The 18253-nt window shown below is 42.5% G+C and carries 17 protein-coding genes; 8 read left to right on the top strand and 9 right to left on the bottom strand.

Annotation, left to right across the window (positions count from 1 at the left end; all coding sequences use genetic code 11):
* Window positions 1-173: 173 nt before the first annotated feature.
* From nhaA to FQV37_RS12900, 3 genes are all read left to right on the top strand, one after another.
* Entirely contained in the window at window positions 174-1376 is a 1203-nt protein-coding gene (gene nhaA / locus FQV37_RS12910; protein WP_102091810.1) for a Na+/H+ antiporter NhaA, read from the top strand.
* 210 nt (window positions 1377-1586) lie between these two features.
* On the top strand, window positions 1587-2189 hold the full coding sequence (locus FQV37_RS12905; protein WP_160023555.1) for a DUF2799 domain-containing protein: 603 nt from the start codon (window positions 1587-1589) through the stop codon (window positions 2187-2189).
* A gap of 77 nt (window positions 2190-2266) precedes the next feature.
* The gene (locus tag FQV37_RS12900; RefSeq protein WP_160023553.1) at window positions 2267-3625 is read left to right on the top strand and encodes an oxygenase MpaB family protein; all 1359 of its coding nucleotides are present in this window, start codon (window positions 2267-2269) and stop codon (window positions 3623-3625) included.
* Between the two features lie 132 nt (window positions 3626-3757).
* Here FQV37_RS12900 and FQV37_RS12895 read toward each other — a convergent pair whose 3' ends face one another.
* The gene (locus tag FQV37_RS12895) at window positions 3758-4492 is read right to left on the bottom strand and encodes an NUDIX hydrolase (RefSeq protein ID WP_160023551.1); all 735 of its coding nucleotides are present in this window, start codon (window positions 4490-4492) and stop codon (window positions 3758-3760) included.
* 542 nt (window positions 4493-5034) lie between these two features.
* Here FQV37_RS12895 and FQV37_RS12890 point away from each other — a divergent pair.
* Window positions 5035-5598 (top strand): NUDIX hydrolase, encoded by a 564-nt coding sequence (locus tag FQV37_RS12890; protein ID WP_160023549.1) that lies wholly within the window; start codon window positions 5035-5037, stop codon window positions 5596-5598.
* An 82-nt stretch (window positions 5599-5680) separates the two neighbouring features.
* On the opposite strand, the gene FQV37_RS12885 is transcribed toward FQV37_RS12890, so the two are convergent.
* Complete coding sequence (locus FQV37_RS12885; protein WP_160023547.1) at window positions 5681-8761, bottom strand: insulinase family protein; 3081 nt, start codon at window positions 8759-8761, stop codon at window positions 5681-5683.
* 296 nt (window positions 8762-9057) lie between these two features.
* Between FQV37_RS12885 and FQV37_RS12880 the strand changes: the two genes are divergently transcribed.
* Together FQV37_RS12880 and FQV37_RS12875 are read left to right on the top strand one after the other, a co-directional pair.
* Window positions 9058-9519 carry a universal stress protein gene (locus tag FQV37_RS12880; RefSeq protein ID WP_160023545.1) on the top strand — a complete coding sequence of 154 codons (462 nt, stop codon included), beginning with the start codon at window positions 9058-9060 and terminating at the stop codon, window positions 9517-9519.
* Window positions 9520-9618: 99 nt separating this feature from the next.
* Entirely contained in the window at window positions 9619-10080 is a 462-nt protein-coding gene (locus FQV37_RS12875; protein ID WP_057761630.1) for a universal stress protein, read from the top strand.
* A gap of 116 nt (window positions 10081-10196) precedes the next feature.
* Here the strand turns inward: FQV37_RS12875 and FQV37_RS12870 are convergent, their stop codons facing one another.
* Window positions 10197-11132, bottom strand: coding sequence for a LysR substrate-binding domain-containing protein (locus FQV37_RS12870; RefSeq protein ID WP_160023543.1), 936 nt, complete (start codon window positions 11130-11132; stop codon window positions 10197-10199).
* 231 nt (window positions 11133-11363) lie between these two features.
* Here FQV37_RS12870 and FQV37_RS12865 point away from each other — a divergent pair, with 231 nt between their 5' ends.
* Complete coding sequence (locus FQV37_RS12865) at window positions 11364-12488, top strand: YeiH family protein (RefSeq protein ID WP_160023541.1); 1125 nt, start codon at window positions 11364-11366, stop codon at window positions 12486-12488.
* A gap of 240 nt (window positions 12489-12728) precedes the next feature.
* On the opposite strand, the gene FQV37_RS12860 is transcribed toward FQV37_RS12865, so the two are convergent.
* Both FQV37_RS12860 and FQV37_RS12855 read right to left on the bottom strand, forming a co-directional pair.
* Entirely contained in the window at window positions 12729-12938 is a 210-nt protein-coding gene (locus FQV37_RS12860) for a cold-shock protein (protein WP_045453470.1), read from the bottom strand.
* Between the two features lie 243 nt (window positions 12939-13181).
* Complete coding sequence (locus FQV37_RS12855; RefSeq protein WP_101206048.1) at window positions 13182-13604, bottom strand: YbaN family protein; 423 nt, start codon at window positions 13602-13604, stop codon at window positions 13182-13184.
* Between the two features lie 723 nt (window positions 13605-14327).
* Between FQV37_RS12855 and FQV37_RS12850 the strand changes: the two genes are divergently transcribed.
* On the top strand, window positions 14328-15224 hold the full coding sequence (locus FQV37_RS12850; protein WP_160023539.1) for an ABC transporter substrate-binding protein: 897 nt from the start codon (window positions 14328-14330) through the stop codon (window positions 15222-15224).
* Between the two features lie 82 nt (window positions 15225-15306).
* On the opposite strand, the gene FQV37_RS12845 is transcribed toward FQV37_RS12850, so the two are convergent.
* Genes FQV37_RS12845 through FQV37_RS12830 form a run of 4 tightly spaced genes read right to left on the bottom strand, consistent with a single transcriptional unit; the run spans window position 15307 to window position 18227 of the window.
* Window positions 15307-15933 (bottom strand): TIR domain-containing protein, encoded by a 627-nt coding sequence (locus FQV37_RS12845; protein ID WP_160023537.1) that lies wholly within the window; start codon window positions 15931-15933, stop codon window positions 15307-15309.
* Window positions 15933-16517: an SLOG domain-containing protein gene (locus FQV37_RS12840; protein WP_160023535.1), complete on the bottom strand. Its 585-nt coding sequence runs from the start codon at window positions 16515-16517 to the stop codon at window positions 15933-15935. The genes FQV37_RS12845 and FQV37_RS12840 overlap by 1 nt, the downstream gene beginning before the upstream one ends.
* The gene (locus FQV37_RS12835) at window positions 16502-17677 is read right to left on the bottom strand and encodes a toll/interleukin-1 receptor domain-containing protein (protein WP_160023533.1); all 1176 of its coding nucleotides are present in this window, start codon (window positions 17675-17677) and stop codon (window positions 16502-16504) included. The genes FQV37_RS12840 and FQV37_RS12835 overlap by 16 nt, the downstream gene beginning before the upstream one ends.
* Before the next feature lie 13 nt (window positions 17678-17690).
* A complete protein-coding gene (locus tag FQV37_RS12830) occupies window positions 17691-18227 on the bottom strand; it encodes a TIR domain-containing protein (protein WP_160023531.1) in 537 nt (178 codons plus the stop codon).
* Window positions 18228-18253 lie beyond the last annotated feature (26 nt).

The raw sequence follows: 18253 nt of genomic DNA, 5'->3' as shown, positions 1-18253 counted from the left end.
GTGAATATAAAAAAGTAGACCGTTGGCACTGGCTCAACGTATTTTGTTGTCTATATTGATAAGAGTATGAGAAACTGTTTCTGTCTATTTGCTACCTCGAAATTATAGGTAGCGCAGACATTGATGGATATTTGAGGTTATTTAGTAAATTGTATTTAGCGAATGAGGATGATATGGCAATACGAAGGATTAAGGCATTTTTTGAATTTGAGGCAGCAGGCGGTATCGTCTTAGCATTGGCTGCCATTGCTGCAATGATCATTGCCAACTCCCCTCTTAATGTTTGGTATGAAGGCTTTATTCATGCACCAGTCGCCATTCAGATTGGTGAGTTTGCGATTGCCAAAGACGCTCATCACTGGATTAACGATGGTCTGATGGCGGTTTTCTTTTTCTTGGTTGGATTAGAGCTTAAGCGTGAAGTACTCATTGGCGAGCTGTCCAACGTCAAACAGATAATACTGCCAGCAGGGGCTGCACTTGGCGGTATGATTATGCCAGCGATTGTCTATCTGCTCTTTAACTACAATGAGCCTGAGTTTTGGAAAGGTTGGGCCATTCCTGCTGCGACAGATATTGCCTTTGCACTTGGTATTTTGAGTCTCTTAGGTAATCGTGTACCTAACTCCCTAAAAGTATTTTTAGTCTCTATTGCTATCTTTGATGACATTGGTGCGATTCTGATTATCGCTTTATTTTATACCAGTGAGTTGTCATTAGAGTCATTGGCAGTAGCTGGTTTATGTTTGCCGTTCTTATATGTTCTTAATCGCCGTAACGTCACCAATATCACGCCATATCTACTCATCGGTCTGATCATGTGGATTGCCGTACTCAAGTCTGGTATCCATGCAACATTGGCAGGTGTGGTACTAGCACTGTTTATTCCGATGTTCGACCGCACTGATCCTGAGCACTCTCCGCTTGAAGAGCTAGAGCATGATCTACACAATACCGTCGCCTTTGGTATTTTGCCAATCTTTGCTTTTGCCAACTCGGGTATCTCGCTCGAAGGCGCAGGTTTTGCTGAGTTATTCCACTCAGTGCCGCTAGGTATTGCCGCTGGTTTGTTTATTGGTAAGCAGTTAGGCGTTATGTTCATGTGCTGGTTAATCTTTAAGCTTGGTATCTCAACTATGCCAAAAGGTATGGACTATAAGCAAATCTACGGCGCAGCTCTATTGTGCGGTGTTGGTTTTACCATGAGTTTGTTCATCGGCGGTTTGGCGTTTGCTGGCGACACCACTATGTTTGATGAGCGCTTGGGTATTATTATGGGTTCAATCGTCTCTGGTATTGCTGGTTACATCATGCTAAAAATGAGCTTGAAAGACAATGCTAGCGGTACATCGGTCGATTTGACTCGCCCGCATTAATGAATACCTTTGAGATATAGAGTAGCTTATAGTGGTACTGCTTAATATTAATGCCACTTATAAGCTGCTCTATTTTATTTGTATATGCGTTATCGAGATATCTATAAGTGACCTAGCAATCAATCACAAGGCTGCATAACGTGATTGATTGCTAGCATCATTTATTTGTGTTCATAGTTATTATCGTTATCACAGCTATCGGAGCTAACCATGTACCGACCTATACACCGCGTTGTGCGTCAATTGTCATTAGGGTTATCTGTGTTCGGTAGTATCTATCTGCTAGCAGGCTGTGCAACACTCTCCAAGCAAGAATGTCTCATCGGTGACTGGCAAGCTATCGGCTATAACGATGGCGTGGCAGGTTACCATTCAGACCGCTTAGCCTCTCATACAAAAGCCTGTGCCAAAGCCAGCGTCGCCCCTGACTACCAAGCATGGGAGCGCGGTCGTCAACTTGGTCTGCAACAATACTGTACCATCAATAATGCCTATAACATCGGTAGACGTGGTCGTCAGTTGAACAACGTTTGCCCGATCACTATGGCCAACACATTGCAAGCGGCCAATCAAAAAGGGCTAGATTATTACGCCTTAAACAGTCAGTTAGACAAAGACAATCACCTCCTAGATACTTACCAATCAGAATTCGATAAGCTAGAAAATGGTGAAATGCTAGATTTTGCTAATGAAAAAGAAGCCCGTGCACGGCTGCTATCTCTATCTGATGAGATTCGTGATACTAAACGCCGTATCCAAAAGACGCAGCAGCAATTAGATTCATTGAACCAATCCAGTAATTTTTACGAATGACTGGGATGCGAAGCTATCGCAATGCAAGTTTTACGTTCTAAGGCATGTCCTCATTCTGAAAATGGTACTTGATAACTATGGATAAGAAAATCATCAATACGGCAAGTACTCCAACTGACAAACCTGACTTTCAGTCATCGAACGCTTATCAACGTCATGGACGTACCACTGCTATCAATGACCATAGCGATTTGCAGGTTTTAAAACGAATTAAACGTTATTTATTACCAAAAGACTTTACGATCTCGCCTGCTCTACTAAATGAGATAGTGGCAGGTTATGATATTGGCGATCCACTCGCAGACGCGCTAGCCGCTCAGAACATAAAGTTTGCAAAGCCTTTACAGCATACTATTCTTGACGATAGTCCAAACCATAAACTTACGAACAACGACCTTGTAAACAATCCATCATTTAGCGCGCTCACTGAGCAATTTAGCAGCCATCCTGATTGGTTCGACCCAAAGCTTGCTCAGATAGGTGCAGTTGCCTATCGGCGCTATCCACTGATGCTCATTTGGCTATTGCGTAATGTTGCTCTGATGGCCGGCTATAGCATCCCTGCCCTCTCGTTACCGCTCATTCAGACAGGCGCACTGATGCACGATGCGCTACCGCGATTGATGCGTACTTACGCTTATATCTTGGCCGTGTCTGAACACCCCTCATCTAATATGAGCACACGCAATCAAAACAAACCTATCGAGCAAGTATTGGCTATTGGCTCTGAAGGCTGGCGACAATCGATCCAAGTACGTCAAATACATACTTTGGTACGGCAAAACTTACTCAAAGGTAAAGGCAGTGCTGCTACAGGCGTGATACCCAATGCCGAGCAACATCATAACCCTGACGGCAGTTGGAATACCAACTATTGGGGCATCCCTATCAATCAAACCGATATGATTGCCACCCATTTGCAGTTCTCGTTACTGATTATGCGCGGTCTACGATTGCTGGGCGCACGTATTAGCACAGAAGAAGCCGAGGGTATCTTACATCTATGGAATCTTGCCAGTTATTGGATGGGCGTTGATTTAGATCGCTTACCAAAAGATGAGGCCGCGTGTTGGGAATGGCTCTATACCTATCTATCGATACAGCAGCTAGACTTTAAGATGGGTCAGCCATTGGCAAAGGCATTGCATGATTTACCGCGTCAGCTGATGGGTGAAGACAATCGCCGTGGACGTTTTGTCGAAATGGTCAATGCAAGTGTCACCCGTACCTTAGTTGGTGATGATATAGGCGATGGGCTGAACTTACCAAAATCGAAGATACGCTTTGGTGTATTGTCTTCGGTGCCGATTCTTTTTGCGCTCGATACTGCACGGCAGCATAATGCGTCCGTTGCTCATAAGCTAGAAGCATTTCGTGCCAAGCGCCAAGACAATATGAACTGGTGGCTGAAAAAGAACGATGATTATTATAAGTAGATGATTATAGTCATCCCACTATAAAAGCATTACTGTGTTAACCTCGTTTGAAGTATCACATATACATCTACACTCGGTTGCCTTGTACTACTTTTAAATTGAATCGACTATATTATTAATAGATGACATTTATCAGCGTTTGTTTTCGACGCGGTAATACCACTCTAGCTGTCGATCAAATCCTGTTTCTAATAGGTTAGCAATTACCCGTCCTGTTAGCCCCCATACTGTCTCACCATCGACCTGCCAGCTCGGCGTCAGTATGGTAGCCATTTGCTCTTGCATTTTATACTCAATTTCATACTCTACCGTTGGTTGAGTGACTAACGACTCTAAATCTGCCCAAAAGATACGTGATATTTCTCCTGCCTCTGGGACTAAGACCAGACCTGGAGCGATAAGCGCGACGATTGGACGTACGCTCATACCACTTTTTGAAGTTTGGATAGGTAGCTGACCAAGTAATTGGACTTTATTGGGTGGTAGTGCTGTTTCTTCACAGGCTTCACGCAATGCAGTAACGACATTATTACCATCGCCTCGATCATGTTTACCACCCACACAAGACACCTCACCCGCATGACTGTTCATATGGGCGGCGCGGCGTGTTAATAATAATTTAGGCCTGCGCTCATGAGTAATAGCGACCAGTATTGATGCATCAGCAATTGGTGTCTGATATAAGCTGTCCAAAATACGCGTACTTTGTGAGGTGTTGCTACTCTCGTACATCGCTGGACTCGTCAGCGCGTTCAATGTCTCGTGCTGTACTCGCTCGGCTAGCTTTCTGAGTGTAGGATGACGAATAAAAGTAGGTACAGCAACTGACAGGTTATCGAAGCTCACAGCCTCCGGTGGGAATAACATTATAATTGCCCTATATTTTTATCGTTATTAAGCGGTATCAACAGCATCTTTCTTATTTTCTATTATTAAAATCGCGACTAATAAATAAAACCAACAATCTTTTTATTTGTCTCGGTCACCCGTTTTATTAGCGGCTTAACATCAATAACGACTGAACACTCACTAGACTAGCGCAATATAATAGTGGCTGCATGCTATTTATGTGACTGATTCATTGCTTATCAATGCTCAACAACGACCCTGTTAACTGATAATGGCCAGCCTATCTGCGAAATGATGCGTTACTGTTATCTTGATTCTGTCCGTCGATAATATGTGCTATCTTAAGACGATAGCTGCTCTTTAGAATAATATCTTATATAAGTCAGGTACGTTTAAGTTAGGTTTATCGTCAGGTTCACTCAGTTTACTGCTTGTGGTACTTGTCTCACCGTCCTTGTATCTAACGTATCTCGAAACGATGACAGCAGCACTTCAGAATATAGGTCTTATAACCTATAAAAAACATCATACACAATAATTTTTATAACAAGGTAGTTGATATGCGCTATTGCCTCCAATGCGGTCATGAAGCAGAACGAAAAATCCCACCTACGGACAATATGCCGCGTTTGGTATGCCCCAATTGCCACTATATCCACTACGAAAACCCAAAAGTTATCTGTGGTTCTCTGGTGGTACATGAAAATAGAGTACTACTCTGCCGCCGAGCGATTGAGCCACAGTATGGGCTATGGACGATACCTGCAGGTTTTATGGAAAATGGCGAGACCATGGCTGAAGGCGCAGCACGCGAGAGCTATGAAGAGGCTGATGCCATCGTACTGAATCCGCATCTATACTGCATTTATGACTTGCCAGATATTGGGCAGATCTACTCTATTTATCTAGCCGATCTAAAAGATGGCGCGTATGGTATTGGCTCAGAAAGTCTCGACTGTGCACTGTTTAGCGAAGAAGATATCCCCTGGGATACACTGGCGTTTGAAGCCATTCGCCGTACTCTAAAAAGTTACTTTGCTGATCGTAAGCAGTGTAACGAGTTGTCAGAATTTCCGATTCATCAAGACAAAATTGGCAAAGATTTGAGTATCAAGCGATATTAGTCAATTACCTAACCGCAAAAAGCCAAGCATGATGCTTGGCTTTTTTGTGCTTAACTTTTAATCAAAAACAAACCTAATTGTCTTAGCTCTTTATTCTACATACTTCAAAGCCAAGATCTTTTACTGCCTCTTCTTTGTCGTAAGGCGCTAGTACTGCACGTACATGCTTTTGACCTTGCAGATATTGCTTGGCAACGCGCTGCAAATCAGCGACCGTGACGGCTAATATCGACGCACGCATTTTACGCTGCCAGTCGACACCGCGATGATGCAGATTTGCGAAGCAGGCTTTGATCGCCTCACCTGCAGGAGAGCCCGGCTTATCCATACCTGAGATAATACCTAAGATAGCTTCTTCCAATTGCTCATCGGTTTGTGGCTCGTTTAAGATCCATTCGATACTGGCGTCAAAGTGAGCAAAGGTCTCAGCGCATTGTGGATCACGATAGCTAAAGAACTTAAAGGCACACGCATTGGCATCGTAACCTGCGCCGCCGCCATAGGCACCGCCGCGCTCACGAATCGCACTGTGCAAATAGCCGTTACGTAAGTAAGGCGCCAATACCATTAGTGCAGCGGTATCAGGATGGTCAGCAGCAGGTACAGTATAAGCACTGGCATTGTGATAGACGTTGGTTGGTACTAGCCATGCTAAATCTGCAACATCGAGCACTTCGTTTTTAACATCGTCGCCACTCTCTAATGTTTTGACTGTATCAGTCGCACCATTCAATGCAGTATCTAATTGCAGATTGGCAAACTCGCTTGGGATATTAGTCTCAATATTGGTCAAATTCTCAGCCATCTTTGGCGCTTGGCTATCTTTCCAGCTATCGACGATTAAACTACTCAAGCGTTCGGTTTGCTCTGCCTCACAGATAATAACGGCATGCTTAGGCAAACTGATCAGACGTTGATGTAAATCCATCAAGCTCATAGCCAGTTGATCCCACTGAGTATCATCTGTACTAGCATGTGCCAAGAAATCTTTAAGTGCGTTTAATGCTGGTAGGCCGCTGCGCACATACTCCAACTGCGCTTGGCGACTCATACCACGACTGGCCGTTTGCATCGCGTATGAATGACCAGATCCTGCTAGATTTGACTGCCAACCTGCTTGACGCTGCTGCAAGATTTCTTTGATACGGTCATGCTCAGAGAAGATACTGTGCTCCATCACTTCCTTGAGTAAATCAATCGCTTCAGGCTTGCGATTTAGCGCACGCGTTGCCACCACAAAGTAGCTGCTAATCGCTTGGCTATCATCGACATTGGTACGTTGGCTGATACGTGCAGTCACACCAGAAGAATGCGCTGCCTGCTTGGCTTGCATCTCATGAGCGCTAAGCGAGTCAGTACCTAGCTCAGACAGTAGACTTAAATAAATAGGTAACAATGGATGATTGATCACATCATTGACGGGTAGTTCATCTGCGCTCGCATTACCAATTGCTTCAGTGAGTGGGACAATCACTTGATAGTAATAAATGCCATTAGTGCCAGCTTCATACTCAAATAGCGTGCTGTCTTGCCCGCTCAAACGCACCTGCTTTTGGGTGCCTTCTTTAAAGCTGATATCCGTTGGTACGTCTTCTAGACCCACTTTTGGTAATAAGCTTAAATCATCTGGCGCAGCTTGACGTGCAGCCAAATCTAAGGCTTGTTGCTTTAAAATAGCTTTGTCATCAGCAGTCAAATCCATCGCGATAGTATCCAAACGAGTCTGCTCAGCTGCTGCCAAACGGGCTGTTTTTTCGCTATCAGGGGTCATCGTTACGCGTACGCGATGCTGATTATCCAATAAATGCGTTTTAATCAAGTTCGGTAGCCACTGTGGATCGACGACTTGCTCGCGTAGCCACTGTAGGTGCTCGTCTACTTCCCAAACATCGATAGGATTGCCATCATGAATAGCGGTACTAAAGCCCTCTAGCATAAGGTTTAGACCATAAGGAATGCTATCGCCGCCAATGTGACGCTGATCAATCTCAATCTGATGCAGAATGGTTTCGATTGTCTCATCATCAACTGGTGAATTGGCCACTTCGGTCAGCAAGTCAATGATGCCCTGCTCTACTGCTTCGGCATGTTCAGGGTTAGAACCGCGCAGTCCCGTATAAAAGACCATCTCATAATGACTGTCATCGAGTCCCAATAGCGGACTTGGCGCTTTACCCAGCGGATGACTGTCAAGATAGGCACGCAATGGCGAACCTGCATGCTCAATCAGCACGCCCTCTAATAGACGCAATGCCAAACGCTGCTTAGGATCGGTAATCGATGGTAGTAACCAAGCAACCACGTGATGCGTCTGATCTGGGCCGGCTTCGTCAGCAGTATAAGTATCAACCGCGCTGATTGGCGCAGACAAACGTTGCTCTGGACGCGATACATGCTTTTTGCCTGCTTCAAATTGAATCAAAGCATCTTCGTGTATTTTCGCTTGCGTCTCAGCAACAGGGATATTACCGAAGCTCATAATGACACTGTTTGACGGATGATAATGGCTCTGGTGAAACTCTGTCAGCTCAGTGTGTGTCAAGTCAGGGATATCAGCAGGATCGCCGCCTGAATTATAATGATAGGTCGTCGTTGGGAACAGATGATGAGCAACCGTATGATATAGCTGATCAATCTCGCCACTCATCGCGCCTTTCATCTCATTAAAAACGATACCCTTAAACTGCGGCTTATCATTTTCATCCAATTCCACACGGATGCCTTCTTGGGCAAAATCGAGCGGATGGATATTGGGGAAAAACGACGCGTCTAGATAGACAGCAAGCAAGTTAAAATAATCATTTTTGTTTTGCGTCGCATACGGATAGGCCGTCCAATCAGCGGCGGTCATCGCATTCATAAACGTATTTAACGAGCGTTTAATCATTGAGAAGAATGGGTCACGTACTGGGAACTTATTCGAACCACATAATGCCACGTGTTCTAAAACATGCGCCTCGCCTTTTGAGTCCATTGGCTGGGTGCGAAAACCGACCAAAAACGCATTTTCATCACTTGGGTGTGCCAAATGATAATGCATCGCTCCTGTTTTTACATGCTGACTGATCAGCACATCCATCGATAGCGCCTCAATATGGCGATGCTCAATCAGCTCAAATGCTGGATGCAAGGTTAAATCAGCAGTAAATGGCGTGTCCGTCATAGTTATCCTTATCGCTTATTATGCGTATAGTGCCCTGACTGTCAGGGAAAATAGAGTAATAAATTGGCTAAAAAAGAGTTGGCTTAGCGCTATTAGTGGGGCTCCGACATGGATAAGTCAAGGCAACAGCCATGCAATAATCCACCACATAATCTACGCAGCTATCAACTTTAGCTATCAGAGCCTTAAAGCTACAAATTTATAAATACCCACAATTTTATTATGGATTTATTGCTTAACAAAAACAGCCTGCACTGCTACTATAAAGTTAACTATTAACAGGAGTGGAGTACTTTATGAGCTACCAACACGTTTTACTGGTCACTGATTTGCTATCCGATGCGGACAAAGTGGCGCTAAAAGCCAAGCGTATTCTCGCAGGCTCTCCTGAAGCCAGACTGTCTGTCTTGCATATAGTCAAAGATGACATGGTTCGCTTCGGTTACGAGCTCGTGCCTGCCTCTAGCCTATCAGGTGATGTCGATAGTGAGAAGTGGCAAGAAGCAAGGGCGAAATTAGCGCAATTTTTGGCACGTAACGGGCTAGAAGCAATCAACTCTGAGGTCACCGCTGCTATCTCTAATAGCAAAGGTATCATTAACTATTGCCGTGAAAAAGACGTCGACTTACTTATCATTGGACGCCATGAGCGCCATGGTATTGCCGCTTGGCTGGTAGGAGCCACTGCCGACAGTATCTTACCAAATGTGCCTTGCGACAGTTTAGTGGTGAAGCTTGATCAGCCTGTCTTGGAATAATTGGCATTGCTCTCATCCGCTGCTAAAGACGACAAGCTTTACTTAACAGCGCCCTAGAGTAGTGCTATAGTAAATACTATCTGACATGAGGAAGACGCTATGAGTTACGAACATATTTTACTGGTCACCGACTTACTCTCTGATGCAGATATAGTCGCCCAAAAGGCCAAGCGCATCGTCGAAAACCGTCCAGGCTCTAAGCTATCTGTTTTACATATTGTCAAAGACACCATGGTTGGCTTCGGCTATGAGCTGGTGCCTGCCTCTAGCCTATACGATGAGATTGATGATGAACGCTGCCAAGAAGCGCGTGCAAAGCTAGCGCAATTCCTTGAACGCAATCAGCTAAATGCAGCAACGTCAGAAGTCACGACTGCTATCTCTAGCAGTGAAGGTATCGTCAGCTACTGTCATAAACATGATGTCGATCTATTGGTCATCGGACGTCATAAGCGTACGGGTATAGCTGCATGGATCAGTGGGGCAACTGCGGATAATATCTTGCCCAATGTACCTTGCGACAGCTTTGTGGTGCGACTGGACAAGCCTGTTTCAGCATAACAATATACTTTGATTGTCTTATATTATTAAAGAATCTCTAAAAAAAAGCGCAGCGTAACTTTTAACGCTGCGCTTTTTTATGGTTAATAGGTTTTAGGTTAATCCAAACTCATTGCTTAACCCTGTTGAATAATATCTATAAAGGTTTGCCAAATAGGACTCTGGTGACGGGCTTTATGCCAGACTAGCCACCATGTCCTTGATAAATCAATTCCCGCCACGTTCACTTGTACCAACGTCCCTGTCGAGAGTTCCGTCTCAATCACATGCTGCGATAGACAACCAAGACCAATATCTGCACTCACCATGTGCTTGATGGCCTCGGATTGATGTATCGCCTTCACCACTTCTGCATTAGGTAGATACTTAAGCAATTGCTCATCGATAATCTGCCGTGTGCCTGACCCTGCCTCGCGCACCAGTAACGGCAACTGCGCTAGCTGATTGATACTCAGCTGATAGCAGTCCTTATCTTGGCTATAGGTAGCTATACCCTTTAGCCACTTGCTATCACGCTTGGCAAATATCATTAGCGTATCGGTACGCCATTTGTGCTGCTCAATAACTTTCATATCTACCGGACGCGGCATTCCTTCTACCAGCGCGATATCGATATTTAGTTGCTCAACCTCGCTAACTACCTCTTGCGTATTGGCAATATACATATCGACATTGGCATCGGGTAGCGCCTCATATAGCTTGCCAAGCAAAGATGGCAACACGTAATTACCGATAGTGGTGCTGGCACCGATATGAATCTGTCCTGCTTGATACTGATGATAATGCTCAAGCGTGAGCGACTGACCCAAGATAGCCTGTGCCTGTATATAAATCGGATGGGCATTGGGGTGTTGATTGAGCCGACGACCGACGCGCTCAAACAGTGGCATCTGTAGTCTAGACTCTAACTCTGTCAACGCGCTACTGACTGCTGATTGCGATAAGTGCAGCTCCTCACTGGCTCGACTGGTGCTACCTGTCTGATAAATACTGACAAAAACAGCAAGCTGCTTAAGCGTAATCTTTGGCACTGTCTGCACAGATTTTTTCATAATATTGATAATGCCCTATGTTGCTTTATGTCAGTTTTTAGCCTGTCTTATTCACTATGCGTATCTTTCTTCGCTACTCATGTGCGGTATATCTATTTCTATAATAGATACTAACCTAAAAAATCGATATTTTATATCTTATTAATCTGTTTTTATTATAAATGTAGCGGGCATATACTGTCTATTCATAAGCTTATGCTTATCTTAATATAAGTAATAGGATGCCGCGTCATGCACACACTCGTCCAATCAGTCAGCAACTCCGTTCATAACTATACCCCTAATCACCGTCACTTAGCGGGATTGGTAGTCGTTCTGATTGGTAGTTTGTTCTGCTTATGGTTGGACAGCAGTTTAGATGTATGGTCAAACGGGCGTATCGTCGGCTTGTCCTCTTTAACGCTAGCAATTTTGCTAGGCATGATATTAGGCAATACCATCTACCCCAAGTTCACTGAACGTTTAAACGGCGGTGTTTGCTTTGCAAAGGGTCAGATATTGCGCTTAGCGATTATGTTTTATGGGTTTAAACTGACCATGACGCAAGTTGCGAGCGTCGGTATGCCAGCGATTATGACTGACGCACTGGTACTAACATCGACCTTTATGCTGACCTATTGGTTAGGTACTAGATGGTTAAAAGTCGATAAAGAAACGGTGATCTTGATTGGCTCAGGGGCAAGTATTTGCGGTGCTGCTGCCGTCATTGCTGCAGAGCCAGTCGTCAACGCGCAAGCTCATAAAGTCACTATCGCCGTTGCAACTGTGGTGGTTTTTGGCACTATCGCAATGCTACTTTATCCTTTTTTATATCATCTTGGTTGGTTACAGCCTTGGCTAAGCGCCCAGCAGTACGGCATGTACACTGGCTCAACCGTTCATGAAGTGGCGCAAGTCGTGGTCGCAGGTAATGCAATCAATACTGAGATTGGCGATACCGCTGTCGTGACCAAAATGATACGCGTCATGATGCTCGCGCCTTTCCTGCTTGTATTATCGTTTGCGCTAACCAAAGAGCGCACCGTAGATAACACCGCTATAGAAGATAAAAGCAGTGAAAACGAGATAACGTCATTTATGACCCGCGTCAAACAAGTCAAAGTGCCATGGTTCGCGTTTATATTCATCGGCATTGTGTTGATACATACATGGGTGCCGATGTCTGAGAGTGTCGTACGCAGTATGGTGATGCTGGATGATGTGCTACTGACGATGGCCATGTTTGCATTAGGTCTGACCACTCATCTAAGTGCAATTAAGCAAGCTGGCGTTAGACCGCTTATCTTAGGCGCTATTATGTTTGGTTGGTTGATACTGGGCGGTGGTCTGATCAATATTGGCATTAGCTTTATATAATAAGCTAAATGTCCATTCTTAACTGCTGATGTCATTGCACAATATAAAAGGCCTCCAACTATCTATAGTCGGAGGCCTTTTTGCATTGGTCGCGGTCTAATATGATTAATTAAAACCTTTCAAATAAGACTTCTACTTGCTTAAGTACTCATATCTTAAATATTGAATCGCAGACGAAAAAAAACGAACCCGAAGGTTCGCTTTTCTACATCTATTCATCTATCTGTCTATAAAGACAAATTAGATAGCAACGATGTTATGTGCTTGTGGGCCTTTTTGGCCTTGAGTTACAGTGAACTCAACTTCTTGGCCTTCAGCCAAAGTTTTGAAACCTGAACCAGTGATTTCGCTGTAATGAGCAAAAACGTCTGCGCCAGTTTCTGGAGCGATAAAACCAAAGCCTTTAGCTTCGTTGAACCACTTAACTGTACCTTTTTGAACGTCTGACATAGTATAATCCTACTTTTAAATTTATTAATGGTCTAGTGACCGGTAACGCTTGCAAATAGCTACTGAACGATAAATATTAAAACGAAGGATTATAACTAATACTACGAGGTAATGATTTGGTGCAGAACTGCTCTTAAGCTTGGGCGTATTATAAGGGGTACATCCCAGTATCGCAAGTCTTATCTCATATTTCGTGTAACCAGAGCCGTTTATTGACCGATTTTGGCGCAAATTGCAACGGATTTAGGCATTTGGTAAACGGAACAAATATATCGCTACCCCACTACAGACAGTGGCTACCGCCCATGCCATCCACATCATATCAGCAGGCAAACGATAAAATAACATAATTGTCGATGCTGCCATCATAACCGTCGCTAAACACTTGGCATAAAGCGGAACGGCATGATTCTCTTCCCAATCACGGACGAATTTACCAAAGTATTTATGATTAATCAGCCAAAAATGAAAGCGTCGAGAACTACGCGCCCAGCAGCCTGCTGCTAGCAGAATAAAAGGCGCTGTAGGCATCACTGGCAGCAATATACCGATAATACCCAAGATAAAAAACAACCAACCAAGCGTCACAAAGGTCCAACGCAGCATTGGGCTGTTGGATTGATCAGTCTTGGGTCGGTAATAGAACGCTTTTTTATTGTCGGTCATATAAGTTGTCGGTCGTGTAAGTTGTCAGTTATGCCAAATGTCAATTGTCTAGAGTAGCGCCTATTATATAAGCAGCGGCATAGAAGGCTAATATAGAAGGCTAATCATGCAATATCGCCCGTCTGCTCTCAAGACTATTTATATAAGGTTTTTGCTATTGATAGGTATGTTTGGTTAGTAATTGGGTAAGTACTAATAATAAATGCTGCATTCTTCTATTAACACGTCGATTGAAAGCGCTTATAAAAAGCCGTCACAAATGAGAACTGTTATAAAGAGCGGTTAACGAACATCAGTCATTACTTGCCATCGTCATTCCCGATACGCTTGCATCCCATCTTGTAAGTCGTCTATGATGATGCAGTAACTATCGATAATAGCCATTCGCAGTACGGATTCATTAGCAGTACTGATCAAAAATAATGCAATAACAATCAATCTTGTCGGGGTGCTTTGATTTAACGCTGTAGACACAGCCCACATCATCGCTGAGACACACCCGTGAACCTGAAGCAGTTAGCACTGACGTAGGAAACAAGCGTGACACGCCCTCAGAGGTCTATAAATAAGAGCAGTCTATAGATGACGTACTGATAGTGTTGACCATATCAAATACCGAGCATCTGACAGTTAGCATCGAGACTTCACTTTTCTTATTTGGCCTTTCTTGTTTTACTTAATCGTATCAGTCTGATTGTTTTCTATACTTAAAAGGGAACAACCATGCAGCCGACCACCAAACTTACTCTGACCCTCGAATGGTTTTTAAACCCTGATCATCTGCCCTTTATCGCAGGTGTGACCACAGGCGCGTATGAGCAGGCAGGGCTAGATATCACTATCATTGAGCCTGATGACCATTATGATGGCTTTGCTGAATTGCAAAATCAAAGCATCGATCTGCATGTGAATGAGCCGATTCATCTGTTTGAGCATTACGCACCAAACTTGCGCGCGCTGGGCTGTTTTTTTGAAACAGACGGCGGCATATTGATGCAGCAGTCCAGTATGGATAAGCTAAAAAACAATCAGCCGATTCGCATTTGTACCCCGGCAGCTGAAGAAAAAACCAATCGCATTGGCTTTGAGATATTAGCGCGCTATGCCAAGAAAAACGGCTTTATTATCAGCCGTGATAATGTGAGCTTTGTGCAAAAGGACTTCTATCATATAAAAAACTTGCAAGAAGACCCAAGTCTCGATGGTGCATGGCTGTGCTTTTATAACTTTGAAGGCGTTGAAGCGACTCATGAAGGGCTAGACTTTACGTTTATTGACCAGCATCTGTCACCTTATCCGAACTTTTCGGCATTAGAAATCCTCACGACGGATGAGATCTATAGCGCGAAAAAAGACGCGATAGATACCTTTATCCAAGTGACCAATCAGATGACGGAGCTGTGTAAAAGTGATCCAGAGACTGCCCACCATATGTATTATAACTATAGTAAAACTGAGGCGGATGCGCTGATGGATGCCATAATTGATAATACGCTGGGCAGATTGATCACGCCTATCACACCTGATGCGAGTAAGTGGCAAGAGCTACGCGAGATGCTAGCCGAAATCGATATCGTAACGTTGACTGATGAGCAGTATCAATCGCTGTGGGCGTTGTAGATGTTTTAGAAGTTAAAATATTTTAAGTAATAAAAAACCGCCATAGTGGTTGCTGTGGCGGTTTTTTATTAGGCCAGCTTGATCAAACAGACTTCGATATTTCATATTTATCTATGTTTTGCCTTATCTCTAAAGCTGCTTCAATCCAGCCATTATAATTACTTGTGAATTGTTCCCATGTAGGCATTAATATATAGGATTTGGAACAACCGCTTTCAAACATCTTTGATGGATAACTGTATTTTAAATTATTTCTATTTTTATTGATAATTTCAAATCCAAAATTTAAACTCCTTGCATACTCGTAGCTTCCATATCTATCAGGTAGTATGACCGCCAAAATAGCATTGGGCTTGCTGGGAATATTATTACGACTTTTCTCTCTCAATGAGTACGATATTTCCCAAGGTATCCACTGATCTTTTTCTAAACTTATCCACTCTTTCATATCTGGAGATATTAAAACTATAGTGACTGTACTATCATATATCTTATCTGCTAACCTCCCCCTAATAGTATCTCTCTTAAATTCTGCAAGGCTTTCATTGTTTCTCTCACCTTTATATATATGGTCGCCAGTACTCTCAAAGTGAGATTCAATTATATCAACGTAATCGCGCGCTTTGGCTGTCTGTGAATTCCATGCGTTGTTCAAAGGGTAAACATTACTATCGCCATGCTTGTACGATATAAAAATCTTTTTAGCCATCACAAATAATCCTTAAATAATCTATAGAATAGAGCTATATAAGCGTAGTCATCTTTCAAAGATTGATCAAAATCGCCACCCTCATAAATCTCTAGTGCGGCAGCTCCAGTGCTTGCTATTGGAAGTACCATAGCTTCAGGGTGAGATTGAGTAAATAGTTCAAATTCATCTTCCACCCCTTCCATGCCACCTACAAAAATACCAGCAATAAAGTCATTGTCGATAATCATCTTTTTGCGCATCAAATCAAGGCTTTCATCACGACTTCCAAGATTATCTGTAACAATGAGGGACTCAGAGAACTCCTTATTCTCTATAGGAAACATTTGTCTGAAATAATCTGACTGGTAAAGGTGTACATGCTCTTTAATATTGACATTTACACTCCCTAATATAGAGCTAATTAGAGGTGTAATAGAAGGGTGCCCACCCCAAACAAGACGACATTCAGGCAACACAACTTTAGCTATACTACTAACACAATCTCGAATTGCAATTACATCAGCTGTGTCATAATACATAGGGTTACGTTCTTTCAGAGGTATACTAGCTGAAAGAAAAATATTTTTTAATTTGTTAGCCATTTTTGCACCTTCAAAATACTTAATGTTTCTACTGAAAGGCTACTATCTAACCATTTCAAATGCTTTAGCCAATAGTCGCGAATACAGGTTTCATCAAAAAGTATATAAACATGTTTGTATTTTTCCTTACTAATTTCTTCGACAAAAATAGATGAGCTTTCATAATTTAGAGAATTAGGGATACCAACCGCTGGTACTAAAACTATTTCTTCGTTATTTTTAGTCATAGAAATGATTTTATAGCTATCAAGTTGTGGCTTATAACCTTTAGACTTAGCCATCTTCATAAAATTTGATATCAAATTATCTCTTCTAGCAGCTAACGTTCTAGCTCTTATACTCTCCACATTTCCGATAATTATATCAACTACATTATCATCTAATTGCTTACCTTTATTATTAAAGTCATTGGCTTTCAACTGAATTGGAAATGATATTTCGGCATCTCTATGATCCTTAATAGAGTGGTCAGGCCAAGAAATAACAATCATTCCTAGCAGTAACTTATTTGCCATAGCTAGCTCTTGAGTTGTCCACATACTTCCTAAAAAATTCGAAGTATTCAATAGAACAACTACGTCACTATCCGCCATACGATGCCATAGTTCGTCTTGGAAAGGTTCAGACGGTCTAATACTATGAGTATCAAGAAATACATCAAAGCCATTTTTTTCTAAAGCTTCGTATAATTGAATCGCTATACTGGTAGATTCATCACGTTTATAACTAATAAAAACACGACGATTTTTTCTTAGAAGAGAAAAAGCTTCTAGAATATTATTTGCAATTTTTTCAACTTTTATATCTTTATCTTTTTCTGAAACTGCTAATCCATTGTATGTGGATATAATGTTAGGTACACATTGATTAAAATCTTTTAAAGAACCTTGTACGATAGGCAATACTAAGGAGGCGTCAACGACTATCTCCTTTAGTAACTCTACATCAGCAAACTGACTTCCAGCTTCGTTTCGTCCTAAGTAAATACAAAAAGAAGGGCTTGCATCAGTATACTCTTCGAAATTTTTATTATTAATTATTTTAAAATGACTAATCTCTATACCGATCTCTTTAACTTTATCCTCAAGACTGCTGATAATAGCTTCTTGAATATCGAAGTCTTTCCCTAGTATTATCAACTGATAACAATAATTCTTCACTAACTATTCTCCTTTATCGTTTGACCCAGTCTTTAAGAGATTCAAAAGGATCGTCAAGGTAGAGGCTGAATCCATAGCGTTGCACAAATGGATATAACTCTAAGAACTCTTGGCCATGAAAGCTATCCTCACTATTTTCGGTAAGTCCCAACACTGCGACCTTACTCTTGAGACCATCAAAATATCCAAGTTCCCACAACATCCACTTGGAATCTTCAGAATTTTCGGTAATGGCGAATATTAGTGTTTTACAGCTCTGCATACGTTTTCTGATAACTACCGCTGTCTCTTTAGTTACCTCTCCTCGATCAAGATGTGAATCCTCGTACCAATCTACGTATACACTAAATCCTGCTTCCTCTAAAGTGATTTTTAAACCATAGATTGCTTCAGCATCTAGGAATGCATGTGATAAGAAAATATCGTAAGTTTTATCTGGACTAATACTATCGAACTGAAACTGTCTGTTTAGAGCTTCTCTTGATTCAAGTCCAGTAGATGTCTTACTACGAGCTTTGTTTCGCACTTCTTGTAAAGTCAAAAATGCCATAAAGAACTCTCCTGAAAACTAGCCTA

The organism is Psychrobacter nivimaris (assembly GCF_009812035.1).
Classification (GTDB): domain Bacteria; phylum Pseudomonadota; class Gammaproteobacteria; order Pseudomonadales; family Moraxellaceae; genus Psychrobacter; species Psychrobacter nivimaris.
The sequence above is the reverse complement of the archived record's forward strand: the minus strand, read 5'-3'. Positions and strand labels throughout refer to the sequence as shown.